This is a genomic window from Acinetobacter radioresistens DSM 6976 = NBRC 102413 = CIP 103788 (genome assembly GCF_006757745.1).
Taxonomy (GTDB): domain Bacteria; phylum Pseudomonadota; class Gammaproteobacteria; order Pseudomonadales; family Moraxellaceae; genus Acinetobacter; species Acinetobacter radioresistens.
In genome coordinates, this window is the sequence record NZ_AP019740.1 from 2,057,175 (window position 1) to 2,080,711 (window position 23,537).

The 23,537-nt window shown below is 42.1% G+C and carries 24 protein-coding genes; 16 read left to right on the forward strand and 8 right to left on the reverse strand.

Annotation, left to right across the window (positions count from 1 at the left end):
- The first annotated feature begins 1 nt into the window (after position 1).
- Together ACRAD_RS09700 and ACRAD_RS09705 are read left to right on the forward strand one after the other, a co-directional pair.
- Positions 2-1,063 carry a sulfate/molybdate ABC transporter ATP-binding protein gene (locus ACRAD_RS09700; protein WP_005019343.1) on the forward strand — a complete coding sequence of 354 codons (1,062 nt, stop codon included), beginning with the start codon at positions 2-4 and terminating at the stop codon, positions 1,061-1,063.
- A gap of 49 nt (positions 1,064-1,112) precedes the next feature.
- Positions 1,113-2,036 (forward strand): CysB family HTH-type transcriptional regulator, encoded by a 924-nt coding sequence (locus ACRAD_RS09705; protein WP_005019342.1) that lies wholly within the window; start codon positions 1,113-1,115, stop codon positions 2,034-2,036.
- Positions 2,037-2,123: 87 nt separating this feature from the next.
- Here ACRAD_RS09705 and carO read toward each other — a convergent pair whose 3' ends face one another.
- The gene (gene carO / locus ACRAD_RS09710) at positions 2,124-2,852 is read right to left on the reverse strand and encodes an ornithine uptake porin CarO (protein ID WP_005027026.1); all 729 of its coding nucleotides are present in this window, start codon (positions 2,850-2,852) and stop codon (positions 2,124-2,126) included.
- Positions 2,853-3,144: 292 nt separating this feature from the next.
- Between carO and dapD the strand changes: the two genes are divergently transcribed.
- From dapD to ACRAD_RS09735, 5 genes are all read left to right on the forward strand, one after another.
- Positions 3,145-3,966, forward strand: a complete 822-nt coding sequence (gene dapD / locus ACRAD_RS09715; RefSeq protein WP_005027028.1) for a 2,3,4,5-tetrahydropyridine-2,6-dicarboxylate N-succinyltransferase — start codon at positions 3,145-3,147, stop codon at positions 3,964-3,966.
- 79 nt (positions 3,967-4,045) lie between these two features.
- On the forward strand, positions 4,046-4,756 hold the full coding sequence (gene queE, locus ACRAD_RS09720; RefSeq protein ID WP_005027030.1) for a 7-carboxy-7-deazaguanine synthase QueE: 711 nt from the start codon (positions 4,046-4,048) through the stop codon (positions 4,754-4,756).
- Between the two features lie 31 nt (positions 4,757-4,787).
- The gene (gene queC / locus ACRAD_RS09725) at positions 4,788-5,456 is read left to right on the forward strand and encodes a 7-cyano-7-deazaguanine synthase QueC (protein ID WP_005019336.1); all 669 of its coding nucleotides are present in this window, start codon (positions 4,788-4,790) and stop codon (positions 5,454-5,456) included.
- Between the two features lie 16 nt (positions 5,457-5,472).
- A complete protein-coding gene (locus tag ACRAD_RS09730; RefSeq protein ID WP_005019333.1) occupies positions 5,473-5,883 on the forward strand; it encodes a hypothetical protein in 411 nt (136 codons plus the stop codon).
- A 51-nt stretch (positions 5,884-5,934) separates the two neighbouring features.
- A complete protein-coding gene (locus tag ACRAD_RS09735; RefSeq protein ID WP_005027032.1) occupies positions 5,935-6,402 on the forward strand; it encodes a peroxiredoxin in 468 nt (155 codons plus the stop codon).
- A gap of 183 nt (positions 6,403-6,585) precedes the next feature.
- Here ACRAD_RS09735 and ACRAD_RS09740 read toward each other — a convergent pair whose 3' ends face one another.
- Positions 6,586-7,155 (reverse strand): nicotinate-nicotinamide nucleotide adenylyltransferase, encoded by a 570-nt coding sequence (locus ACRAD_RS09740; RefSeq protein WP_005019331.1) that lies wholly within the window; start codon positions 7,153-7,155, stop codon positions 6,586-6,588.
- A 98-nt stretch (positions 7,156-7,253) separates the two neighbouring features.
- On the opposite strand from ACRAD_RS09740, the gene ACRAD_RS09745 reads away from it, so the two are divergent.
- Positions 7,254-8,102, forward strand: coding sequence for an enoyl-CoA hydratase (locus ACRAD_RS09745; RefSeq protein ID WP_005027035.1), 849 nt, complete (start codon positions 7,254-7,256; stop codon positions 8,100-8,102).
- A 107-nt stretch (positions 8,103-8,209) separates the two neighbouring features.
- Positions 8,210-8,992, forward strand: coding sequence for a nitroreductase family protein (locus ACRAD_RS09750; protein WP_005027039.1), 783 nt, complete (start codon positions 8,210-8,212; stop codon positions 8,990-8,992).
- 228 nt (positions 8,993-9,220) lie between these two features.
- Here the strand turns inward: ACRAD_RS09750 and ACRAD_RS09755 are convergent, their stop codons facing one another.
- Positions 9,221-9,535 (reverse strand): NIF3 1, encoded by a 315-nt coding sequence (locus ACRAD_RS09755; protein WP_005027041.1) that lies wholly within the window; start codon positions 9,533-9,535, stop codon positions 9,221-9,223.
- 118 nt (positions 9,536-9,653) lie between these two features.
- Here ACRAD_RS09755 and ACRAD_RS09760 point away from each other — a divergent pair, with 118 nt between their 5' ends.
- The gene (locus ACRAD_RS09760) at positions 9,654-10,505 is read left to right on the forward strand and encodes an SDR family oxidoreductase (RefSeq protein WP_005027042.1); all 852 of its coding nucleotides are present in this window, start codon (positions 9,654-9,656) and stop codon (positions 10,503-10,505) included.
- A 57-nt stretch (positions 10,506-10,562) separates the two neighbouring features.
- On the opposite strand, the gene purL is transcribed toward ACRAD_RS09760, so the two are convergent.
- The gene (gene purL, locus ACRAD_RS09765) at positions 10,563-14,396 is read right to left on the reverse strand and encodes a phosphoribosylformylglycinamidine synthase (protein ID WP_005027044.1); all 3,834 of its coding nucleotides are present in this window, start codon (positions 14,394-14,396) and stop codon (positions 10,563-10,565) included.
- A gap of 383 nt (positions 14,397-14,779) precedes the next feature.
- On the reverse strand, positions 14,780-14,944 hold the full coding sequence (locus ACRAD_RS16490) for a hypothetical protein (protein WP_010699840.1): 165 nt from the start codon (positions 14,942-14,944) through the stop codon (positions 14,780-14,782).
- A gap of 2 nt (positions 14,945-14,946) precedes the next feature.
- Between ACRAD_RS16490 and ACRAD_RS09770 the strand changes: the two genes are divergently transcribed.
- The 3 genes from ACRAD_RS09770 to ruvB are packed head-to-tail and all read left to right on the forward strand — an operon-like array spanning position 14,947 to position 17,926.
- The gene (locus tag ACRAD_RS09770; protein ID WP_005019325.1) at positions 14,947-16,278 is read left to right on the forward strand and encodes a deoxyguanosinetriphosphate triphosphohydrolase; all 1,332 of its coding nucleotides are present in this window, start codon (positions 14,947-14,949) and stop codon (positions 16,276-16,278) included.
- Positions 16,279-16,298: 20 nt separating this feature from the next.
- Positions 16,299-16,901 carry a Holliday junction branch migration protein RuvA gene (gene ruvA, locus ACRAD_RS09775; RefSeq protein WP_005027046.1) on the forward strand — a complete coding sequence of 201 codons (603 nt, stop codon included), beginning with the start codon at positions 16,299-16,301 and terminating at the stop codon, positions 16,899-16,901.
- Between the two features lie 20 nt (positions 16,902-16,921).
- Complete coding sequence (gene ruvB / locus ACRAD_RS09780; RefSeq protein ID WP_005027049.1) at positions 16,922-17,926, forward strand: Holliday junction branch migration DNA helicase RuvB; 1,005 nt, start codon at positions 16,922-16,924, stop codon at positions 17,924-17,926.
- 89 nt (positions 17,927-18,015) lie between these two features.
- Here ruvB and ACRAD_RS09785 read toward each other — a convergent pair whose 3' ends face one another.
- From ACRAD_RS09785 to ACRAD_RS09795, 3 genes are read right to left on the reverse strand one after another with little or no spacing between them, the layout of a single operon-like run.
- A complete protein-coding gene (locus tag ACRAD_RS09785) occupies positions 18,016-19,563 on the reverse strand; it encodes a flavin-containing monooxygenase (RefSeq protein WP_005027050.1) in 1,548 nt (515 codons plus the stop codon).
- Between the two features lie 13 nt (positions 19,564-19,576).
- Positions 19,577-20,410 (reverse strand): SDR family NAD(P)-dependent oxidoreductase, encoded by an 834-nt coding sequence (locus ACRAD_RS09790; protein WP_005027051.1) that lies wholly within the window; start codon positions 20,408-20,410, stop codon positions 19,577-19,579.
- 30 nt (positions 20,411-20,440) lie between these two features.
- Positions 20,441-21,436, reverse strand: coding sequence for a metal-dependent hydrolase (locus tag ACRAD_RS09795; protein ID WP_005019318.1), 996 nt, complete (start codon positions 21,434-21,436; stop codon positions 20,441-20,443).
- 519 nt (positions 21,437-21,955) lie between these two features.
- On the opposite strand from ACRAD_RS09795, the gene ybgC reads away from it, so the two are divergent.
- Genes ybgC through tolR form a run of 3 tightly spaced genes read left to right on the forward strand, consistent with a single transcriptional unit; the run spans position 21,956 to position 23,533 of the window.
- Positions 21,956-22,363: a tol-pal system-associated acyl-CoA thioesterase gene (ybgC, locus tag ACRAD_RS09800; RefSeq protein ID WP_005019316.1), complete on the forward strand. Its 408-nt coding sequence runs from the start codon at positions 21,956-21,958 to the stop codon at positions 22,361-22,363.
- A gap of 22 nt (positions 22,364-22,385) precedes the next feature.
- Positions 22,386-23,084: a protein TolQ gene (tolQ, locus tag ACRAD_RS09805; protein WP_005027054.1), complete on the forward strand. Its 699-nt coding sequence runs from the start codon at positions 22,386-22,388 to the stop codon at positions 23,082-23,084.
- Positions 23,084-23,533 (forward strand): protein TolR, encoded by a 450-nt coding sequence (gene tolR, locus ACRAD_RS09810; protein ID WP_005019311.1) that lies wholly within the window; start codon positions 23,084-23,086, stop codon positions 23,531-23,533. The genes tolQ and tolR overlap by 1 nt, the downstream gene beginning before the upstream one ends.
- Positions 23,534-23,537: the final 4 nt, after the last annotated feature.

The window sequence follows — 23,537 nt, forward strand, 5'->3', positions numbered from 1 at the left end:
CATGAGTATTCAAGTTAAAAATATTGAAAAACACTTTGGTGCATTCCATGCACTAAAAAATATTTCACTCGATTTTCCTGAAGGTCAACTGGTTGCCCTGCTTGGCCCTTCAGGTTGTGGTAAAACGACTTTACTCCGGATTATTGCCGGTCTTGAATCGGCAGACGGCGGACAGGTTCTGCTAGAAGGTAGCGATGCGACTGATGTACATGTTCGTGAACGTCAGGTAGGTTTTGTATTTCAGCATTATGCGCTATTTAGACATATGAGCGTATTTGACAATATTGCTTTTGGCTTGCGTGTACGTCCCCGCAGTACTCGACCATCGGAAGCTGAAATTAAAAAACGGGTAACCCGCCTGTTAGATCTGGTGCAATTAGGATTTCTGGCAGATCGTTATCCAGCCCAACTTTCAGGTGGACAACGTCAGCGTATTGCTTTAGCGCGTGCGCTTGCAGTAGAACCGCGAGTTTTATTATTAGATGAGCCTTTCGGTGCGCTTGACGCGAAAGTTCGTAAAGAGTTACGTCGCTGGTTACGAACTTTACATGACGAACTTCATATCACTTCCATCTTTGTTACCCATGATCAGGAAGAAGCGCTTGAAGTTGCTGATCAAATCGTGGTGATGAATAAAGGTAATATTGAACAGATTGGTTCACCTCGGGAAGTCTATGAGAAACCAGCTACGCCATTCGTATTTGACTTCTTGGGTCAGGCCAACCGTTTTGAAGGACAATATCAGCAAGGCATTATCCAGATCGGACAAGACCGTATCCAACTTCCTCATAGTGTAGAAGTTGCACAGGGAAAAGTGGTTGCATTTGCACGTCCTGATGAATTACGTATTCACGCTCAACCGCAAGATAATACAATTCAGGCAACATTTCTGCGTGAAATCTGGATTGCTGGTAATGTTGTAGCAGAATTACAGGACCGCAATGGTAATCTGATTGAAATCACGCTTTCACCAGAAGAAGTAAAACAGCATCAGTTCAGGGCACAGCAGAATGTATGGATCAGTGCTTCTGCCCTACACCTGTTTGAAGATCAGGTCGCGTAAATATAATAAAGGGGCTGTATATGCCCCACTCTTTTTTGAGGTAATCCAGATGAACTTTCAGCAACTTAGAATTATTCGGGAAACGGTAAGACAGAATTTCAACCTGACTGAAGCCTCAGCGGCACTCTATACATCACAGTCAGGTGTTAGCAAACACATTAAAGATCTTGAAGATGAACTGGGGGTACAGCTTTTTATTCGTAAAGGTAAGCGTCTGCTAGGTCTGACAGAACCTGGCCAATCTCTTTTAAATATTGTTGAACGTATGCTGGTCGATGCAGAAAATATCAAGCGGTTAGCTGATGATTTCAACAAAGTTGATGAAGGTACACTTACCATTGCTACCACTCATACCCAAGCGCGTTATGTACTTCCACCGATTGTTAACCAGTTTAAAAAAGCTTTTCCCAAAGTTCATCTCATCCTGCAACAAGCCAGTCCGGTAGAGATTTCAGAAATGCTCTTACAGGGGGAAGCTGATATTGGCATTGCTACAGAATCATTGACAACAGAAGAAAATCTGGCCAGTGTTCCATATTATACATGGGAACATAGCATTATTACTCCACAGCATCATCCCTTAACCCAACTGGAAAATATTCGTCTAGAAGATCTGGCTAACTATCCAATCATTACTTATCATGGCGGTTTTACTGGACGCTCTAAAATTGACAAGGCTTTTGAAGCAGCCAATATTGAAGTTGATATAGTAATGTCTGCACTTGATGCAGATGTTATTAAAACTTATGTAGAACTCGGTATGGGGGTAGGCATCGTTAATAACGTCGCTTATGATGCAGAGCGCGACTATCGCTTGAAACAGATTCAAACTGATATTTTTGGTTTAAATACCACTTGGTTAGCAGTTCGTAAGGGACATTTGTTACGTGGTTATGGTTACGAGTTTATTTCGTTGTGTTCACCTGAAGCTGACATAAAAGCACTCAAGAAAGTGGCCTATCCAGAAGAGTAAGTTTTTAAGCAATTTTTAAATTTGATTGAATAATTATAAAAGCAATAAAAAAACGGACCTTAGTCCGTTTTTTTATTGCTGACTGGATTAGAAGCGGAAGCTTACACCCAGTTTAGCTACTGGTAACCATTCATATTTGTTATCATTTTCAATATCACGTTCTTCACGTTCAACTGCTGTAGCAAAGTCAGTACCAGGCTCAGTAGTGATAGCTGTACCAGAAGCTGTCAAGTTGACATTTGGGTTACCATTATAAAATGCACCGATTTCACCAAATACGCCCCAACGGTTAGTAATCGCTGGAGAGAAACCAATCCCTACATACGGTGCTAAATTATTTTTATAAGAAAGTTGACCATTAATACGGGCACCGTCAGCTCCTGCACGGAATTCAGTACCATTTACACTAAATTTTTCATCAGCACCTACACGACGATCCAAATCATAATCATTATCTACATAAGCTACCCCAGCAGCCATATAGAACCAGTTTGCCCAAGGACGAATCTCAGCATTTAAGTAAACATTATTGTTATCCATATCGATGTCATAATCTGAACCATTTACAGATAAGTCATCTGACCAAGAGATATCTCCACCGTTGTAACCTAAAGTTACACCAACATACGGATTGGCATTATATGAAATCGCGCCACCGTAACCAGTAGTACCAACTTCTGCACGTACTGAAGCAGGTTTAAAGAAAGAGAAAGTTGAAACCCCTTCTTCAGTGACAATTATTTCATCAGCTGCCAATGCAGAACCTGCAAAAGCGGTTAAAACAGTAGCGGTCGCTAAAACTCTTAAAGCTTTCATTATTAATCTCCTCAGAAGAGTTTGTTTTTTAATCTATAATTGTTTCGTGTCTTGTATGTTAGATAAAACCTAAGTGGGTTTTTAGACACAAATTACGTGGTTTCTGTTATTTTTTGATACATTTAACGTTTTTTCTTGTTTTTACATGTTTTTTTGTAAAAATATTTCCAAAAAGCTTCATATTTACTTTACTCGTACCAGAGACCTTTATAGATGAAAAGTTTGCTAGTTTTTGGCTGTTTTTATACACAAATAGTGTAAACTCTCATAAATTTTTTCAGGAAGGAATATCATGACTCAGCTTTCAACTATTATTGAGCAGGCCTTTGAAAACCGCGCCAACTTTACCGCAGCAGATTGTCCCTCAGAAGTGCGTCAAGCTGTAGAAGAAGCCATTAAAGGTCTGGATAACGGTACACTGCGAGTAGCTGAAAAAATTGATGGTGAATGGATTGTTCATCAATGGCTGAAGAAAACGGTCTTATTATCTTTTAAATTAAATGATAATAAGCCAATCGAATCATGTGACCTACGTTTTTATGATAAAGTCGAGACCAAATTTTCTGGCTGGACTGAAGAGCAGTTTAAAGAAGCCGGCGTACGTGTAGTACCACCTGCTGTAGCTCGCCGTGGTAGTTTTCAAGCTAAGAATGTGGTTCTTATGCCTTCTTATGTGAATATTGGTGCCTATGTTGATGAAGGCACAATGGTGGATACATGGGCAACTGTAGGTTCATGCGCACAGATCGGTAAAAATGTTCACTTGTCGGGTGGTGTTGGTATCGGTGGTGTACTTGAACCGCTTCAGGCCAACCCGACTATCATTGAAGATAACTGTTTTATCGGTGCACGTTCTGAAATTGTTGAAGGTGTTATTGTTGAAGAAGGTTCTGTCATTTCAATGGGCGTTTACATCGGCCAATCTACCAAGATTTATGACCGTGAAACTGGCGAAATCCATTATGGCCGTGTTCCTGCAGGTTCAGTTGTTGTACCAGGGAACTTGCCATCTAAAGATGGAACATACAGCCTTTATGCTGCAATTATCGTGAAAAAGGTAGATGCTCAGACACGAGCTAAAACCAGTCTAAATGACCTGCTTCGCGCTGACTAATTTTCTGTCTGTTTAAAGGTCTCTACGGTCATGCCTGATCGTAGAGATTTTTGTTTTTTATAGAAGGTGATATTGGGCTATGAATCCCTTACGTTCTTCCGTTATTCCAGTGTCTGATCCGGCAGCTGGTTTACGTATTACGGAGATTTTTTATTCGTTGCAGGGAGAAGCAAACGCTGCGGGGTTACCAACAGTATTTATTCGTCTGACTGGCTGCCCTTTACGTTGTACCTATTGCGATACGACCTACTCTTTTGAAGGAGGGGTACGTCAGTCACTTGAAGAAATCATTGCAACTGCCCGAAGTTATAATACACCTTACATCTGTGTAACCGGCGGAGAACCGCTGGCACAACCGAATTGTCTGGTTTTACTACAACGTTTATGTGATTTAGGACATAAGGTTTCTTTAGAAACCAGTGGTGCACTCGATGTATCTAAAGTTGATCCACGCGTATCAAAAGTTCTAGACTTAAAAACTCCAAGTTCTGGAGAAGTTATACGTAACTTAATGTCAAATCTAGAATTTCTGACTTCAAATGATCAAATCAAGTTTGTTATCTGTAACCGTGATGATTATCAATGGGCCAAAGAGCAGCTTGCGCTGTACTCCCTAGAACAGAAAGTCAGTACAGTCTGGTTCTCTCCTGCGTTTGCAGTGGAAAAAGGTGCAGCCCAATTACCTAAACTGGCTCGTGAATTAGCACAGTGGATTCTAGATGACCAGCTTCCCGTTCGCTTTCAGTTACAACTACACAAGCTACTTTGGAATGATGAAACTGGCCGTTAATCACGGTACAGAAAGATTGGAGAAACAATATATGCGCTCGCGTGCAATTGTCTTATTATCTGGTGGATTAGATTCAACAACCTGTCTGGCTTGGGCACAGGCACGTTATGAGTGTATCGCTATTAGCTTTATGTATGGTCAGCGTTCAACTACTGAACTGGATGCAGCTAAAGCACTTACTCAGCGTGCCGGCGTAGAACATCGCGTTATTAATATTGACCTGGGCAATCTGGGTGGTTCGGCACTGACAGATCATAATATTGATGTCCCTGTACAGGAACAGTCAGGCATACCCGTAACTTATGTTCCTGCCCGTAACACCATCTTCTTGTCTTATGCCTTGGCAGCTGCAGAAGTATTTGATGCAGAGGCTATAGTAATCGGGATTAATGCCGTAGATTATTCAGGTTATCCGGATTGTCGTCCTGAGTTTATTGAAGCATTTGCCAATATGGCGCGCTTGGCCACTAAAGTGGGAGTAGAAGGCAAACCTTTAAAATTTGAAACACCCCTGTTACATTTATCTAAAGCGAATATTATACGTTTGGGCATTGAACATGGCGTAGACTATAGCCAGACGGTTTCCTGCTATCAGGCAGATGACCAAGGACGTGCTTGTGGACAATGTGATAGCTGCCGACTTCGTAAACAAGGTTTCCAAGAAGCAGGTATTGAAGACCCTACACGTTATATACCGTAATCACCAGGTACAATTTATGAAGAACTTAGCATCAAAACTTTTCCTTTCCTCCCTGTTCTCAGCAGCTACTCTGTTAACAGTAAATACCCATGCTGCAGAAGCAAATCCTCTTCAGCAGGCTTATAAAAGCACAAATGTTAAATCTGCCCTAATCAATGTTTGTAAAACAGAAACAGGTAAAAGCAAGAAACTCTCTGCTGCTGAAGTAAGCAAATACTGTACCTGTGCTGTAGAAGCAGATGGTAAATTGACCAATGCTCAAAAATGGGAAATCCAGAGCACAATTAACCAGAAGAAAAGCCCAAGCAGTTTAGCTTTTGTTCAAAAACAAAATAGTGATTTACAAGCATGCTTCGGTCCACAGTTAACTTCAAAACTGCAAAACCTGACCCAAGAAGCCATGAAATCAGCGCAGGCAAAAAAATAATTGCCTTATTATTTTGCTAGCCACATTCGTGGCTAGTTTTTGGAGAAAACCATGAGTACTGAAGATATTAAATTACCTGACCACGTATTCCCAACCGCAAATGGTGAGATCAACTTATCTGAAGTGCCATCTGCATGGTTGGTTCTCTATTTCTATCCTAAAGATTCTACACCCGGCTGTACTACTCAGGCCCTTGAGTTTACTGAATTAAAAGATCAGTTTGATGCTATGGGCGCTACTGTCGTGGGTATCTCTCGTGATTCAGTCAAATCTCACCAGAATTTTACCAATAAGCAGGAACTGCAAATTGAACTAGTCAGTGATGCAGATGAAATCCTGTGCAAACATTTTGATGTCATTAAAGAAAAAAATATGTATGGCAAAAAAGTTATGGGTATCGAGCGTTCTACCTTCCTGTTCCATAACAACCAGCTAATGAAGAGTTACCGTAAAGTCACCGCAGCTGGTCATGCTGCTCAAGTATTAGATGATATCCGCACAATGAGTGAAGTGGAATAAACCATAAAAACTCTAATAGCAAGCCGGCACTTTAGCCGGCATTTTTATAGATCTGTGGTGTTCAGTCTTACTTGATTTCTTTAAGAAAGGTGTGAAGCAGACTACAGGTGTGTTTTCAAGTTTAACCGGTTCGACATATAAACTCTCTAATATCGCTAAATTATCTAAAGGTTTTAATCTTCATTACTGTATATTGCTATAGTCCTGCTCTTTATATTTTTGCTGTAGCTGACGGTACACCAGACCATGCTGGAAATTCTTCAAAAAATTTTGTGAACCCGCCGGGAAAGCTTCTGTTTTAATTATACCCTGATAATAGGCTTCGCGCAGTGGCGTCGCAGAAATGGCACCTTCCAGACTCTCCAGTTCAACCATCGTCCATTCTGGAAATAGTTTCAGATAATATGATGATGCATCTTTAAAATGGCCGATCAGACCAATTTTAGAGCCAGTTTGAACCACCTGATTAACTAAAGCTTTAACCTGCTTTACCCATTTTTCATCATTGTAGACATCAATGACATGAACAAAAATAATTCGCTTCTGATCTTCTGGTGAAAAGTTGGACAATATCATTTCTTCACGTTCAGAAGCTGTGAATGGATTTTTGAGATTCCGTTCATTTTGAGCTGAACCCAAAGCCAGAATCACATACTGACTTTGACTTAAGGCAACCTGTACCGTCTGCAAATGTGCATAATGAAAAGGCTGAAAACGCCCGATGAAGACAAGATAATCAAAAGTATATGACATAAGTTCTGAGCTTTAATGACTCATCAGTTGCATTTTCAAAAAAGATATGCGACATAATAAGCCATAATAAAATCATGATTTAAAGCATGGATAGTACGATGACATTAAGCTGTATACAACAACCACATCAACATTTAAAAGCAAAACTGGATCACGGAATTCTTACGCTGGCTATTGACCGGCCTGAAGCCAAGAATGCCTTATATGGTGAGCTTTATTTATGGATTGCTCAGGCACTTGATGAAGCAGATATTTCTAGTGATGTACGTGTAGTAATATTTCGTGGCTTAAATGATGACTTTACTGCAGGAAATGACATGAAAGATTTCATGCAATTTACCCAGCAGCCTTTACAGGATAAAGCAGGCAATATGCCCCCTTTTGTCTTGCTTAAATCAGCAGCAAAATTTTCAAAGCCTTTAATTGTAGCGGTTAATGGGGTAGCTATTGGTATAGGAGTAACTATACTGTTGCATGCCGATCTGGTCTACAGTGATGATGATGCTATTTTCCAGATTCCATTTGTAAGTTTAGGTCTTTCTCCAGAAGGCGCAGCAAGCCAGCTTCTTGTTAAGCAAGCAGGCTACCATCGTGCTGCTGAACTGCTGTTTAGTGCTAAAAAATTCACAGCAAAAACTGCCGAACAGGTAGGCTTGGTCAATCGTGTGATTAAGGATGACATCTATGAAGATGCCAAAATTATTAACTTGATTATTGAAAATGATGTTTATGATTATGCTCACAAAGCTGCCGAATATCTGACCCAGTTACCGCTTGCCTCCCTTAAACAGACTAAAGCGCTAATGAAAAAAGATTTAGCTAATATTATTGAGTGCATTGATGAAGAAGCTGAAATTTTTATGCAGCGCGTTAAATCTCCTGAAATGATGGAAGCTGTACAGGCTTTTATGCAAAAACGTAAACCTGACTTTACACAGTTCAATTAAGTTTTATGCTCAAATCTGGATACATGAGATGTGTCCAGATTTTTTGTTGTCTATACTCCTCTGTCTCTGAGGATTTTCTCTAAATCTTCCTATTGAACTGTTTAATTATGCCAAATACTGAAAATTATACCCAAGACAGTGAACAGCCAGAAAAGAAACGTTACTATGAACCTGCACCTCAGGATATTAACGTTGAGCAGTTCAAAAAAGTTGTAGAAAGTCGCCGTTCAGTACGCAAGTTTACTGACAAGCCCATTCCAGAAGATGTGCTGGATGCATGTCTGGATTTAGCCTTACTGGCACCCAATTCATCCAACCTGCAACCATGGACTTTTTACGTAGTTCAAGATCCTGATAAAAAACAGCAGCTGATAAAAGCCTGTATGAGCCAGCTCGCTGCCAAAACTGCATCTGAACTGATTGTCTGTGTTGCACGTACAGACCGCATTGATGAAATGGCAAAACGTAATGTCAATGAATTTCCTTTTCCAGAAGCGCCGCCAGCAATCAAGAAATACTACAAGTATATTCCGTATAACTATAAAACGGGCTATTTGAATGCTTTTGGCAACTTTAAGAAAGTTGCTTTTAAAGTGGCGCGCAGTCTGGATAAGCAGATGCCAGTCTCTGCATTTAGTCCTGCAGATGCCAAACTCTGGGCAAGCAAGACCACAGCGCTGGCATGTGAAAATCTGGTACTGGCTTTACGTGCCTACAGTTTTGACAGTTGCATGATGGAAGGTTTTGATGAGCCGATGGTACGCCAGATTTTGGAACTAAATGACCAGCAATATCCAATCATGGTGATTGCTGCAGGTGAACGGGCCAAAGATGGTGTATTCTTTCCACAGTACCGTTTTGATCGCAAACTTTTTATACAAAAAGTTTAAAAAGTTTTCATGAGCGTCATCGAGTACAAGTAAGTAAAATAGGTTTTCTTGCTTCTGCTTACTTTATTAATAAAAGTAAGCAGACAAGTATAAACAAGTTATTTTGTATAGAGCGGTAAGTAGGCTAAGGTAATAGATTTTAAAAGGAAATTTTTCTTAAAATAAAACCTGCTTCAATCGCCTATTACAGCTTTAGCTTGTTCATAAAAGATGCTGAAAACAGCTCTGCTATTGTATGTTGAGAAGTTGAATAAACTCGAATGCTGGTTCTTCATAAGGATGGCTGTTCTTTAGCGCCCGAGCAACAGCAGCAGCTTTTTCTTCAGGTACAATTGATTCTACCCGCCATTCCTCTACTTGTTCAATTTTTCCGACCTGACCAATATGTGGGTCCGCTCCTTGCATTGGTCTAAACTGCCCAATTCCCTTTACCTGCCATACACAATGTTCATAATCTCCTATTCCTCCTGCTCCGGCGGCAAAGATTGCTTGTTTGGTAGAATCCAGATACTCATCAGGAACGAAGTAAATCAGCTTTAACATAGAACCTCCTTTTTGTTATCTCTATCTTTAATATCGTATAGCCAACGTTATTGTCACTAGGCAAGCTGAATAAATTACCGAATAGTAAAAAAATTCATGACAATCTCAGGATTATTTTATGGCAACAGTACTAATTACAGGTGCGGGCACTGGCTTTGGTAAAGGCGCAGCATTTCTCTTGGCAAAGAATTATCAAGTGATTGCAGGTGTCGAGATTGCAGCACAGATTTTTAGTCTGGAACAGGAAGCTAAGGCTCAGGGACTTGATAATATTCGCTTTGAAAAGCTTGATATTGCGGATCCAAAAGATCGTGAAAAAGCTGCAGCTTGGGACATTGATGTCTTGGTTAATAATGCAGGGATTTCAAAAGCCGGCTCTTTGGTCGATATACCTGAGAAAAATTTGCGTGAACAATTTGAAGTGAACGTTTTCGGCACAATGCTGTTAACACAAGAGTTCGCTCGTAAAATGGTAGATAAACATAGCGGAAAAATTATTTTCATTTCAAGTGTTGCCGGACTTTCTGCCGGGCCCCTGATTGGAGCTTATTCAGGCTCCAAACATGCGATTGAAGCATTTGCCAAAGCACTGGATGGTGAACTGCAAGAATTTGGCGTACAGGTTGCAACTGTAAATCCGGGACCTTTTTTGACAGGCTTCAATGACCGGATGTTTGAAGACTGGAAAACTTGGGGAAATAACCCTGAAGAGTGGATCTTTGATTACTCTCAAATGGCCTTTCCTCATGAACAGTTTGATCCTGAAATAGTTTATCAGGTTATTGCTGACGTCGTTGAAGGTAAAAGTGATCTGTTTAGAAATGTTGTGCCTCAGGAGATGAATGATCAGTTACAGAAATCTGAAGATGAACTCTGGACCAAAAAAGTGAGTACCGACAAGAAACGTCATCCACAAGTTGAAAAGGCTTATGAGCTTGAGCCCTATACCAAGGCATCTGAGGATAAATAGTCAAAAATTTTTTTATAAAAAAAAGCCACCTGAGGTGGCTTTTTTATATGTGTATAATTAACCGATAAACTTGCGAGCATTACGGAACATGCGTAACCATGCTCCATCTTCCTTCCACTCTTCCGGTTTCCATGAATGCTGGATCGCACGGAAAGTACGCTCTGGATGTGGCATCATAATAGTCGCGCGTCCATCTCTAGAGGTTACACCAGTCACTGCTTCTGGAGAACCGTTCGGGTTAAGAGGATACTGCTGGGTCGGGTTGCCATGGCTATCGACATAACGCAGAGCAATTTGACCATTAGCATTCAGGCTACTCAAGCTGTTATCAGAAATTACTGCACGACCTTCACCATGTGCAACGGCTATTGGCAGAATAGAACCTTCCATTCCTTCTAACACTACAGAATTTGATTTTTCTACTCGTACGTTTACAGTACGGGCTTCAAATACTTCAGAAGTATTACGGTGAAAACGTGGCCAGTTTTCTGCGCCAGGTATCAACGGCGCCAACTGTGACAACATTTGACAACCATTACAGATCCCTAAAGAGAATGTTTCTTCACGATGGAAAAACTGCTCGAACTGGTCACGCAACTTGGTATTAAACAGGACTGATTTTGCCCAGCCTCCACCTGCTCCAAGCACATCACCATAAGAGAAACCACCACAGGTTACCAGACCTTCGAATTCATCCAGACTTACGCGACCAGCTAAAAGGTCACTCATATGCACATCGATACTGTTGAAACCCACTTTATCAAATGCCGCGGCCATTTCTACATGTCCGTTTACACCTTGTTCACGCAGAATTGCCATATTTGGACGACGCGTATTGATAAATGGTGCCTCAATTGGCTCATTTAAGTCAAAGGTTGGTTTAGCAATAATACCTTGATGGTCAGCATTGGTAATCAGTGAATATTCCTGATCTGCCGTTTCAACATTATCACGTAAACGTTGAATCTGATGAGAAACCTCCGACCAGGCCTGCTGCAAGTCAGAGCGTGCTAGCGTTAAACCATTTACATTTAAAGTATCGGTCGTATTCACCGAACCAATCAGGCTGATAGCGTCTTTAAGTAGAGACTCGGAAATTTCTGCCTGCAGTGCTTCCCAATCAGTGGCCTTAAGTTGTAATACTGCACCAATTTCTTCTGCAAACAGACTTTCAACTGACTGCTCTTCTAGTGCCACACCCAGACGTGAGGCGAACATCATTTCTGTAACAGTTGCCAGCAGGCCACCATCACCGATGTCATGATATGCCTGAATCAGGCCACGGTTGTTCCAATCCTGAATCAGTGCAAAAAACGCTTTAAACTCATCAAAGTTATCTACATCTGGTGTAACTGTACCGATTGCTTTATAAACCTGTGCCAAAATAGAACCACCCAGACGGAACTGGCCTTTAGACAGATCAATACGTACCAGTACTGAATCTTCAAGTTTCTTCAGCTCGGGCGTCATGGTTTTACGCACATCACCAACAGGTGCAAATGCTGTAATCACACCGGTCATTGGAGAAGTTACAGCTTTATCTTCACCGTTATCATTCCAAGTGGTACGCATGGAAAGTGAATCCTTACCAACCGGAATTGCAATTCCTAAGGCTGGGCACATTTCCATACCGATCGCTTTTACACCTTCAAACAGGGCCTGATCTTCACCTTTTTGGCCTGCTGCAGCCATCCAGTTGGCAGAAAGCTTGATATCACTAATCTGTTCAATATTGGCACAGGCAATGTTGGTAATTGCTTCTGCTACTGCCAGACGTGCTGATGCTGCCGGATTCAGTAAAGCTACAGGAGGACGCTCTCCCATTGCCATTGCTTCACCCGTATAGCCTTGCAGGCTGGTGGTAGTTACTGCTGCATCAGCGACAGGAACCTGCCAAGGCCCTACCATCTGGTCACGCGCAACCATACCGGTAATTGAGCGGTCACCAATGGTGATGAGGAAAGATTTTGAAGCAACTGTCGGATTTTTCAAAACACGGAAAATTGCATCGTTTAAATCAACTTTTGAGGCATCAAAATCATTACCCTGACGAGGCGCTGTCTCATAAGAACGCTGCATGCGTGGTGTGCCGCCCAGCATAACCTGCATCGGCATATCTACCGGTTTGTTCGCAAATAGCGGGTCTTCAACCGTAAGATGACGTGCTTCCGTTGCTTCACCCAATACAGCAAACGGACAGCGTTCACGAGCACAGATTTCTTCAAATTGCTGCAGAGATTCTGGACGGATTGCCAGTACATAACGCTCCTGAGCTTCATTCGACCAGATTTCCATTGGCGACATGCCTGACTCAAGCGAAGGAATCTTGCGCAGGTTAAGTACAGCTCCCAGCTCATGGTCATTGACCAATTCAGGCATGGCATTAGATAAACCACCCGCGCCGACGTCATGAATAGAAACAATCGGGTTGAAATCTTCCAGACGCCAGCAGGTATCAATCACTTCCTGACAACGGCGTTCCATTTCAGGGTTTTCACGCTGTACCGAAGCAAAATCAAGATTTTCTCCCATCGTACCACTGTCAACAGAAGATGCTGCACCACCACCTAAACCGATCAACATAGCTGGCCCACCGAGTACAATCAACAGGTCACCCGGTTGAATCGCATCTTTTTCAACATGGTCAGGACGAATATTGCCGTAACCGCCAGCAATCATGATGGGTTTATGAAATCCTTTAACTTCACCATTTACGTTTTGTTCAAAGGTACGGAAATAGCCATTTAATGCCGGACGGCCAAATTCATTATTGAAGGCAGCGCCACCCAGTGGCCCTTCAATCATGATTTGTAACGGAGACGCCATACGAGATGGCTTACCATAATTTTCTTCCCAAGGCTGTTCAAAGCCAGGGATATTGAGGTTAGACACAGTAAAGCCGGTTAAACCTGCTTTTGGCTTACCTCCACGGCCTGTTGCGCCTTCATCACGGATTTCGCCACCTGAGCCTGTAGCTGCACCAGCAAATGGAGAAATCGCTGTTGGGTGATTATGGGTTTCTACCTTCATTAAAATATGGGCAGCCTGACTTTTATATTTATACACATAATGACCACTTTCATCCTGTTTTGGATAAAAGCGTTGTGTGTCATAGCCTACAATTACAGAGGCATTATCTTTATAAGCAGACAGAACATCGGTTGGAGATTCTTTATAAGTATTTTTGATCATTTGAAACAAGGATAATGGCTGTTTTTCACCATCTACTGTCCATTCTGATCCAAAGATTTTATGACGGCAATGTTCAGAGTTAGCCTGAGCAAACATCATCAGCTCAACATCATTCGGATTACGGCCCATATTAGTAAAAGCTTGGGTCAGATAATCAATCTCTTCATCAGACAGGGCAAAACCAAACTCATTATTGGCTTTAACCAGTGCCTCTTTACCTTGCCCTAAAATATCAATTGAATTTAAAGGTTTTGGTGCAGTCTCATTAAATAACGCCTGTGCATCTTCAATCTGAGCAAATACACTTTCGGTCATACGGTCATGCAGAGCCAGTTTCACATCAGCAGAAACCTCAGGAATTCCTTTTAAAGTATAAAGAATACCGCGTTCCAGACGATGTACCGGCACATTACAGTTCTTGAAAATATCAGTCGCTTTAGATGACCATGGCGAAATGGTTCCCACGCGTGGTGTTACCAGAATTTGTATTTCATCATCTGAAACTTGGCGCAATTCAAAGATTTCACCATCATTCAGAAGTTGCAAAGCAGATTGATGCTGCTGCTCGCTGAGCGCTTGATCAAACAGATAAACCCACTGGCTGTCAAAAGATTGAACAGAACTAATTGACGCTAAACGTGATAATAGTTGAGTTTTCTTGAAAGAAGAATGTGCTGGTGCACCGGCCACGATAAACATGCTGATTTTGGCTCCACGGGCAGGCCTGAGCGACCATGCCGCAATGTGACTTGAAGAGAGCGCATATTCTACTGTGAAAGCCTATTTGGGGCTAGTGATAAAGCCATGAAAAGCTCATTTTCCTACGCTTTATTTTAAAAAAATAAGAGCTTAACCTTCGCCTAGCTCTTATCATCTCGGTGTTCAGGCATACTATTCACAGATTAAAAATAAATATTCTTACTTCATGTAATTTCTAAATATTGTATAATTTTCAAACTATTCCAGAGTTAAAAATATAAAAATTTACTGTAATTTTCAGCTATTTCTGATGTCTAATCTGGCATTAGAGGCGATATTTAGGAAATTTATTAGGGTACTGCTTTTATGAATACTTTAGAGACTTAAGTTAAACGCAGTTTTAAATGACTGTTCTGTCTGCCAGCCAAAAGGCCAAGCTCGGCTGAATATAAAACATCTAAGCCAAGCCCGACAATTACTGTCGCTTCTGGCTGGCGAATTATAGGATTTTTTGGCATGATCAGGTTTTGAATCAACTGAATAATCATAAATGGAACAAATGCGTTGGTTAGAGCTTCTCTCGGCGGTGCGTCTGGGAAGTAAAAAGAGTACTTCAGAACTGGCCCGTAGCCCTTTTCATAAAGATTATGACCGCATTATTTTTTCGCAAAGCTTTAGACAGTTAAACCGCAAGACCCAAGTGCACCCGCTTACCCAGCATGATGGTATCCATACTCGTCTGACCCACTCACTGGAGGTATCATGTATTGGCCGTTCAATGGGTATGCTTGCAGCTGAAAAAATCAAGGATGAGTTACCGGTATGGATTTCCCCAGCAGATGTAGGAGCCATTATTCAGGCTGCGTGTCTGGCCCATGATATTGGTAACCCGCCCTTTGGACATGCAGGTGAATATGCGATTCGGGAATGGTTTGATGATGCATCTCATAATGACTTGCTGAGAGAATTAACTCCTGAGCAGGAAGCCGACGTCCGTCAGTTTGAAGGTAATGCACAGGGACTGCGTCTGCTCACCCGAATTGATTATCATCCGAATGATGGTGGAATGCGCCTGACTTATGCGACTTTGGGCGCTTATTTAAAATATCCCTGGCTGTCTAAACGCATTGATGACCAGCCATCACACCAACGGGCCAAGTTCGGCTGCTATCAGTCTGAAAAAGAAATTTTAAAGCAGATTGCCGAACAGCTTGGACTGATTCAGCTCGGTGATTATCATTATTGCCGCCATCCACTTACTTATCTACTAGAAGCGGCGGATGATATCTGTTACGCCCTGATCGACCTGGAAGATGGCATTATTTTAAATATGCTGAGTTATGAAGAAGTCGAGCCGATTTTCCTGAATCTGATTGCAGATTATGGTCAGCCAGAAGAACTGAATTTTGAGAATACCACCTGGCAGCAAAAAATCGCGGCCTTACGTGGTCGGGCCATGAAACGTCTGGTAGACGAAGTAACTTCTGCTTTTGCACGCCATCATTTTGAAATTTTAACTGGCCAGCTTAAAGGCAGCTTGTTGCAGTATTGCCCCAAAGATATTTGTGAAGGTATAGAAACTGCCAAGAATATGGCCCGAAACAAGATTTTTGAGCACCGGCAGAAATCAGATCTAGAAATTATCGCGCATATGAGCTTGCAGCACATTCTGGATGCTTTTGTTCCTTTAACATTGCCACAAAAGTCTTTAAGCTTTAAAGAGCGGCGTCTGATGACAATTTTACAGGAGTTTGGGGCCAATTTTCAGACTGATCATTACCAGAACATTATGCAGGTACTGGATATTATCAGTAAGTTTTCAGATCATCAGGCATATGAACTGGCCCAAGCCTTACAGGGTCGCCGTACTACTTTTCTTTAATTCAGGAATATAAACTCAAAATGATCGGTTGTTTAATTGGTGAAGTATTTGCACTGGAAGCTCCTACCGTACTTTTAAATGTTAATGGTGTAGGTTATGAAATTGACGCCCCGCTTTCTACATTTTGCCAATTACAAAAAGGCCAGAAAGTTACATTGTGGACTCATCTGGTAGTACGTGAAGATGCTCAACAACTTTACGGTTTTAGTAATGCCCAGGAAAAAACTATTTTCCGTACCTTACTCAAAGTTAATGGTGTTGGTCCGAAAATGGCTCTTGGTATTCTTTCTACCTTAAGTGTAGAACTGCTGGTGCATACGATTGAACATGATGACCTGAACACACTGGTTAAAATCCCTGGTGTTGGCAAGAAGACTGCCGAGCGTTTAATGATTGAATTGCGTGACCGTTTCAAAACACTGGCACAGGCAGCAACTACCAGTAGCACTGCCCTGCCGCAAATCCAGTTCATTGCCAACTCTCCGATTGCCGAAGCAGAAGCCGCTCTGCAGTCACTGGGCTATAAACCGCAAGAAGCACAAAAAGCTGTAGCTGCAGTAAAAGGTGACTTCAGTGAATCAGCCGATTTGATCCGTGCTGCACTTAAGTCAATGATGAAATAAATTAAGTAGATAACAAGCTCATGCAAGACCGACTTATTAGTGGTTCAGAAAAACCAGAAGATCATTTTGATCGTGCCATCCGCCCAACCTCACTGGATGACTATATTGGTCAGCCGGTAGTACGTGAGCAAATGGAAATCTTTATCGGTGCGGCGCGTGGTCGTGGTGAAGCACTAGACCATACCTTAATCTTTGGCCCGCCGGGATTGGGTAAAACTACCCTAGCTAATATTATTGCCCGGGAAATGGGTGGAAATCTCAAATCCACGTCAGGGCCGGTACTGGAACGCGCGGGTGATCTGGCAGCAATGCTGACCAACCTCGAAGAAGGTGATGTACTGTTTATCGATGAGATTCATCGACTTTCCCCGGTAATTGAAGAAATTCTGTATCCGGCGATGGAAGACTATCAACTGGATATCATGATTGGCGAAGGACCAGCTGCCCGTTCAATCAAGCTGGACCTGCCGCCTTTTACACTGGTTGCTGCCACTACTCGTGCCGGATTACTGACTTCGCCCCTGCGTGACCGTTTTGGTATCGTACAGCGTCTGGAATTTTATTCAGTAGAAGACCTGACACATATTGTAACGCGCTCAGCCAGTCTCATGGATGTACCAATTACTGAAGAAGGTTCACGTGAGGTCGCACGCCGTGCACGCGGAACACCCCGTATTGCCAATCGGTTATTGCGTCGTGTTCGTGATTATGCTCAGGTAAAAGGTACTGGAGAAGTAACTCAGGAAATGGCGCAGCGCGCGCTAGATATGCTGAATGTCGATAAAGATGGATTAGATACGCTGGATCGCCGGTATTTAAGCATGCTACTTGAACGATTTGACGGCGGGCCTGCCGGTGTAGAAGCACTTGCTGCAGCAATGGCAGAAGATTCAGGGACATTAGAAGACGTGATTGAACCTTATCTGATTCAGCAAGGCTATGCCATGCGTACTGCGCGCGGCCGTATCGCGACCAATATGGCTTACTTGCAGTTCGGTATGACCCCACCAGAACCAAAACATTAAGAATAAGCTAGAAATAGAGAAACCCGGTGTGCTAAGCCGGGTTAATCACGGTTCCAAAATATGATCTTAAAAAATGCTCAGTTAGAGTTTTATGCAGAGCGTTTAGTTTCTTGCATATTCTCTAAATATTCTATGTCATAATCATTTAAGTCCAGTCGGCTTAGCCGCTGCTTTAAAACTTTAAGCGACCATGGCCAGGCAGCAAAATTACGGCCATTCTGATCAAGATAGTAACTTTTACATCCACCACTATTAAATACAGTCTTACGCAGGTGTTTTTGCACCTGAATATTATGTTGATGAATCACATCAGACTTTATAGAGAGCTTACTGATTCCTTGTTTTTTCATCTGCAATAAGCCGTTTACGATATATTGTACCTGTGCCTCTGCCAGTCCTATAAATGAATCATAGACCAAAATATTTGGGCCTAGCATCAAGAAAGCATTAGGGACACTTTCAAGGCTGGTCCCCAAGTAGGCTTCCGGTGAGCTATTTTTCCATAAATCTGCCAGATACTGTCCTTTTTCATTAATCACGCGCTGACCAATCGGCGGATGGGATACTTCAAATCCTGTACCCCAGATAATGACATCTACCTCGTGGCTTTCTCCATTTGCTGCAATTACTTTATTGCCCTCTACCCGAACCAGTCCGTGTGGAATTAACCGGGTATTCGGCTGTATTAAGGCGGGATAATAATTATTGGCAAACAGAATACGTTTACAGCCAATCAAGAATTGAGGGGTAACATTTTGACGTAATACTGCATCTTTAATTTGAAGTTTAAGCAGCTGTTTAGCTCCATTGTTGACTGGTTTTAAAAATACAGGATGACGTAACCCCAAATTAATCAGGTTAAGAGAACCCGCTACAGCCTGACGCCATCTCTGCTGAATGACTGGGGCCCTGGCAAGCAAGGTCTTGGTATATCTTCCTAAGGGTAAATCAGGTTTTGGCAAGACCCAAGGTGCGGTACGCTGGAACACGAAAAGTTCCTTGGCTAAGGGTTGGATCTGCGGGATAAACTGAATTGCTGAGGCACCTGTTCCAATAACTGCGATGCGCTTGCCTGTTAAATCATATTCATGATTCCATTTTGCTGAATGAAACATCTTTCCTGTAAAGGTTTCTAGTCCTTCAAGCTTGGGAATTTGCGGCTCAGTAATAGGGCCTGTAGCAAAAATTACAGTTCTAGCTTGATAAACCCTCTCATGAGTTTCCAGTATCCATCTTTGCTGGTCTTCATGCCAGCTGGCCTTGACCAGCTCCTGATTAAATTCAATTTTTGACAGAATATTATATTTTTCACTTACATTTTTCAGATAAGCAAATATTTCAGGCTGTTTGGCAAATAAATGGCTCCAGCGAGTACTCGGCGCAAATGAATAGGAATACAGTGCCGAAGGAACATCACAGCCGCACCCCGGATAAGTATTTTCCCGCCAGGTCCCCCCTACAGTACTTGCCTTTTCAATTATTTTAAAATGATTCAACCCTGCTTCATCTAACTTGATGGCAGCTGCAATACCAGAAATACCAGCTCCGATAATAAAAGTATCATATAACTGGTTATCATTTTTAGCAGACTGCTTCTTCTTATGGACGCGCTGTTTGGTTTTAACTTCAGTCATCATTATATTTATACTCTCAAGTTTTTATAAACTGATAAGACAGGCCAAGAAACTTGGCATACAGACTTGGAGAAGTTCGTTTCATCAGCCAGAACAGTTTGGCATCAAGTTGTGGTGTTGTATAAAGCTGTTCTTTATCCAGCCGGTCTAAACTCAATCTGGCGACTTTATCACTGGTCGTAAATGCATAATTCATCAAGGCATGATCAGCAAGTTTTGAGTACTGGCCTGGAATACGGCCGTTCTTGATAATATTGGTAGGGACCAGAGTTGGACAGACCACATTTACTTGAATCTTGAACTTTTTCAGCTCAGATGACAAAGTTTCAGAGAGGGCTAATACCCCTGCTTTACTGACGTTATATACACTCATCTCTGGAGCGGCTGTATAAGAGGCTGCTGAGGCCACATTGATAATAGCGCCATACCCCAGCTTTTTAAATTTTGGCACAAAAGCATGGCAGCCATGGATAACACCCCATAGATTTACCTGCATACACCATTTCCAGTCATCAAGTGATACTTCGTCAAACTTGCCACCCAGCCCAACGCCAGCATTATTGATTAAAAGTGTAACCGGGTGTCCTAAAAGCTGCTCAGCCTGTTCAGCAACACTGTTTACCTGTTCAGCATTTCCTACGTCGCACTGTAATGCAAATGCTTTCGCACCAGTTGCCTTAATCTGATCAACAGTATCCTGTGCGGCTGCCAGGTTAAGGTCTACACAGACTACTGCACCTCCACGTTTAGCCAGCTCATATGCAAAACTCCGTCCAATACCGCTACCGGCACCGGTAACTACCGCATAGGCATTCTGGCTTGATTTACTTCTATTACCTGATAATTTCATGCTGAATCCAATATTCGATATTCAAGATTTTTAAGCTGCAGCTGTACGCAGAGGTGGCACAAACTCTTTAATAAAGTATGGCGTTAACAGCCCTTTCTCCGGATCAAGCAAATATTTTTTGTAGAATTCCAGATACTCAGTAGTGTCATGGTCATTCGGGTGAAAATCACGGCGCAGATAATCGAATACATGATGCCAGTTACTACCGAAGACGCCATATTTCCGCCCGACCAGCAGTTTTAAACTATCTTTGACATCGTTGTAATAACGTCGGCTGATGAGATAACGTGGTGAACGCAGATAAGGGAGCATGATGCCACCTAATGACACCAGCCCCAGAATAGTAACCAATGCCAGTACAAAACCAGAAACTCTTAACCAGTAATTACCTGATAGAACCTGATAAACGTCATAAGCAATATCTTTATGTTCAGACTCCTCAAGCATATGCCACATCCATAGCGCCATAGTCTTATTATCTTCAGTACGAGTTAGCGGATTGTCCATCATAGCCATAATCGAAGAATCCGTATTAACCATCATATGCTGGGCTATAACCGCGGTGAAATGTTCAATAGCCGCCATAAGTGATAATTTCATTGGCTGAGGAAAGCGCAGAAAGATATGGTCAAAGACTTTGTCTGCCAAAAAACGGTACAGAGTGACAGGGAAACGGTTATCTTTTAAGATTTCATTCCATTCCTCATGAATTTTTGAATGGATGGCTTCCTGTCCAATTAGGCTGGTAACTCTCTGTTTTAAGACCGGATCAATTACGAGATCACGATGAAAACGAGCAGTTTCAATAACCAGGTCTTCACCATACGTCAGAAAAATCGAGAGCGCCTGCCAGTACGCACTGCCTAAAACAGTCTGAAAATAGAACTTGCTATCCAGCTCATCTTTATCAAATTTAAAATCAAAATGTCGAATAGGTATATTCAGACTCGCTACATTATGCTGCTTACATGCAGTTTCATTCCCGCTACGGGTGAGAAAGATTTTACGTACAACTTGCGTGAGCATTGCACACCTCTTATCCAATTTATTTTTCTACATGTGAAATTTGGCTAAATACATTTTTAGAACTTATGGAAATATCCGTTAGCAGGTTCATCTATGCTTCTTTAGCCAAGTGTCACGATTTTTATAGTTAGGGTGCGGTATAGGCAGTTTTTATACAATTGGCAAAGTGCTCGCATGCACTGAACCTTTTTGCCAATTAATTGCTTTCTTGTATTTGCATGCTCTCTACAGGATTGTCAGCTTGTGCCATTTGAGTTCAGAACGTCTATGCTAAAATCCGGGCCTGAGTCAGGGTGGTATCTTGGTAGGACTTTCAATTTAAAGCTTTCTTTCAGCCAGAGGTAAAATAGCAATTTCTTTATATCAGTCGTAATGAATTACATGTTTTGGTTTAAGTTTCCTTGTATTGAAATAAGTTCAAGTCTGGTCAAGAAAGAAATATCAAGTATTACCCTAAGTAAAGCAAAACCAGATATTTAGTTTTTAAATATCTAAAAGTATTTTAGACGGATGCGATCTATGGCAAATCATTTCGAGTTTCAGATTCGGGTATATATTGAAGATACAGATGCGGGCGGTATAGTTTATCACGCCAATCATATCCGCTATATGGAACGCACCCGTACGGAATGGCTACGCGCTGCTGGTGTTGATCATTACTGGCACCAAAAAGATTATAACTTTGTGGTGCATAAGATTAATGTCAAATACATGCGTCCAATTCTCATGGATGACCTGATCACTGTTACAGCACGTGTTATTTCGTGTAAAGCTGCATCATTTGTGTTGCAACAGAATATTTATCGTGGTGAAATCTTGCTGGCTTCGGGTGAAGTCGAACTGGCCTGCTTGAATGACAAAATGATGCCGCGCAAGCTGCCAGAGCAAATCCGCGATCTCATCCGTAAAGAACTGGAACAAGACTAGAAAAATCACTGGCAACTTCTCTATGGCAACACAACTTGAATCAACCCTGCATATCTCCGATTTAATTCTGCAAGCAAGTCCTGTGGTTCAGCTGGTTATGCTGATTCTACTACTCGCTTCAATCTATAGCTGGTACCTGATTGCCAAGTTGTATATGAGTCATAAGAAAGCCCAAAAAGATGATGAACATTTCCAGAAAATGTTCTGGTCTGGTGCCGAGCTGAATACGCTATACAATAACGCCCAGCTCAACTCAAAACGCTCAGGCCTGGAAGATATTTTTTATCAGGGACTGGGCGAATTTTTTAAATTGAGTAAACGACATGCCTCAACGACACAGTCGATTGAGGGAACCGAACGTATTTTGCGTGTAGGTCTGAGCCGTGACCAAGGTAATCTTGAGCAGGGGCTGGGAGCATTGGCCAGCATTGGTTCAGTTGCCCCTTATATCGGTCTTTTCGGTACAGTATGGGGCATTATGAATGCCTTCATTGGTCTTGCTGCTGTTGACCAGGTAACACTCGCTACTGTCGCACCAGGTATTGCCGAAGCACTTATTGCAACTGCTATTGGCTTGTTTGCAGCTATTCCTGCTGTCTTGGCTTTTAACCACTTTACAGCTAAAGGTGAAGCACTTTACTCAGACCGTGCCCTGTTCGCCGAAGAAATGGTAGCCTTGCTACAACGTCAGTCTGTGGGTCCTGCACAGGAAGCTGAATAATGGCTATTCAACGTTCCGGACGCTTTGAGCGGATCAAAAAACCTTTAAAAAGTGATATGAATGTCGTGCCCTATATCGACGTCATGCTGGTATTGCTGGTGATCTTCATGGTAACTGCTCCAATGATTACCAGTGGCATTAATGTAGATTTACCACAAGCTAATGGTAATCCGATTGAATCTAAAGATGCACCTGCCATGGTTACCCTAGATAAAGATGGTCATTACTATCTAGAATACGAACAGCATAAGGCAGAGCCTCTAGAGCTATCTCAGCTGACCCAGATTTTAACTGAAGCACAGACTCAGGCTGAGGCAGACAACAAACAGCTCAATGTAGTGATCCGTGGACATAATACCCGCCCTTACGGTGATGTCATAGCCTTGATGTCCAGTCTTCAGGAAGCCGGTTTAACTCAAGTGGGTTTACTGACCGAACCATTAAAGTAATTTT

Excerpts from the sequence above, each read along its gene's own strand:
- ruvA (WP_005027046.1), top strand. The coding sequence starts at position 16,299 with ATGATCGGTTGTTTAATTGGTGAAGTATTTGCACTGGAAGCTCCTACC.
- ACRAD_RS09730 (WP_005019333.1), top strand. The coding sequence starts at position 5,473 with ATGAAGAACTTAGCATCAAAACTTTTCCTTTCCTCCCTGTTCTCAGCA.
- ACRAD_RS09750 (WP_005027039.1), top strand. The coding sequence starts at position 8,210 with ATGCCAAATACTGAAAATTATACCCAAGACAGTGAACAGCCAGAAAAG.
- ACRAD_RS09770 (WP_005019325.1), top strand. The coding sequence starts at position 14,947 with ATGGAACAAATGCGTTGGTTAGAGCTTCTCTCGGCGGTGCGTCTGGGA.
- ruvB (WP_005027049.1), top strand. The coding sequence starts at position 16,922 with ATGCAAGACCGACTTATTAGTGGTTCAGAAAAACCAGAAGATCATTTT.
- dapD (WP_005027028.1), top strand. The coding sequence starts at position 3,145 with ATGACTCAGCTTTCAACTATTATTGAGCAGGCCTTTGAAAACCGCGCC.
- tolQ (WP_005027054.1), top strand. The coding sequence starts at position 22,386 with ATGGCAACACAACTTGAATCAACCCTGCATATCTCCGATTTAATTCTG.
- ACRAD_RS09740 (WP_005019331.1), bottom strand. The coding sequence starts at position 7,155 with ATGTCATATACTTTTGATTATCTTGTCTTCATCGGGCGTTTTCAGCCT.
- ACRAD_RS09795 (WP_005019318.1), bottom strand. The coding sequence starts at position 21,436 with ATGCTCACGCAAGTTGTACGTAAAATCTTTCTCACCCGTAGCGGGAAT.
- ACRAD_RS09705 (WP_005019342.1), top strand. The coding sequence starts at position 1,113 with ATGAACTTTCAGCAACTTAGAATTATTCGGGAAACGGTAAGACAGAAT.
- queE (WP_005027030.1), top strand. The coding sequence starts at position 4,046 with ATGAATCCCTTACGTTCTTCCGTTATTCCAGTGTCTGATCCGGCAGCT.
- ACRAD_RS09760 (WP_005027042.1), top strand. The coding sequence starts at position 9,654 with ATGGCAACAGTACTAATTACAGGTGCGGGCACTGGCTTTGGTAAAGGC.
- purL (WP_005027044.1), bottom strand. The coding sequence starts at position 14,396 with ATGTTTATCGTGGCCGGTGCACCAGCACATTCTTCTTTCAAGAAAACT.
- ybgC (WP_005019316.1), top strand. The coding sequence starts at position 21,956 with ATGGCAAATCATTTCGAGTTTCAGATTCGGGTATATATTGAAGATACA.
- ACRAD_RS09790 (WP_005027051.1), bottom strand. The coding sequence starts at position 20,410 with ATGAAATTATCAGGTAATAGAAGTAAATCAAGCCAGAATGCCTATGCG.
- queC (WP_005019336.1), top strand. The coding sequence starts at position 4,788 with ATGCGCTCGCGTGCAATTGTCTTATTATCTGGTGGATTAGATTCAACA.
- carO (WP_005027026.1), bottom strand. The coding sequence starts at position 2,852 with ATGAAAGCTTTAAGAGTTTTAGCGACCGCTACTGTTTTAACCGCTTTT.
- ACRAD_RS09700 (WP_005019343.1), top strand. The coding sequence starts at position 2 with ATGAGTATTCAAGTTAAAAATATTGAAAAACACTTTGGTGCATTCCAT.
- ACRAD_RS16490 (WP_010699840.1), bottom strand. The coding sequence starts at position 14,944 with ATGATTATTCAGTTGATTCAAAACCTGATCATGCCAAAAAATCCTATA.
- ACRAD_RS09755 (WP_005027041.1), bottom strand. The coding sequence starts at position 9,535 with ATGTTAAAGCTGATTTACTTCGTTCCTGATGAGTATCTGGATTCTACC.
- tolR (WP_005019311.1), top strand. The coding sequence starts at position 23,084 with ATGGCTATTCAACGTTCCGGACGCTTTGAGCGGATCAAAAAACCTTTA.
- ACRAD_RS09735 (WP_005027032.1), top strand. The coding sequence starts at position 5,935 with ATGAGTACTGAAGATATTAAATTACCTGACCACGTATTCCCAACCGCA.
- ACRAD_RS09785 (WP_005027050.1), bottom strand. The coding sequence starts at position 19,563 with ATGATGACTGAAGTTAAAACCAAACAGCGCGTCCATAAGAAGAAGCAG.
- ACRAD_RS09745 (WP_005027035.1), top strand. The coding sequence starts at position 7,254 with ATGACATTAAGCTGTATACAACAACCACATCAACATTTAAAAGCAAAA.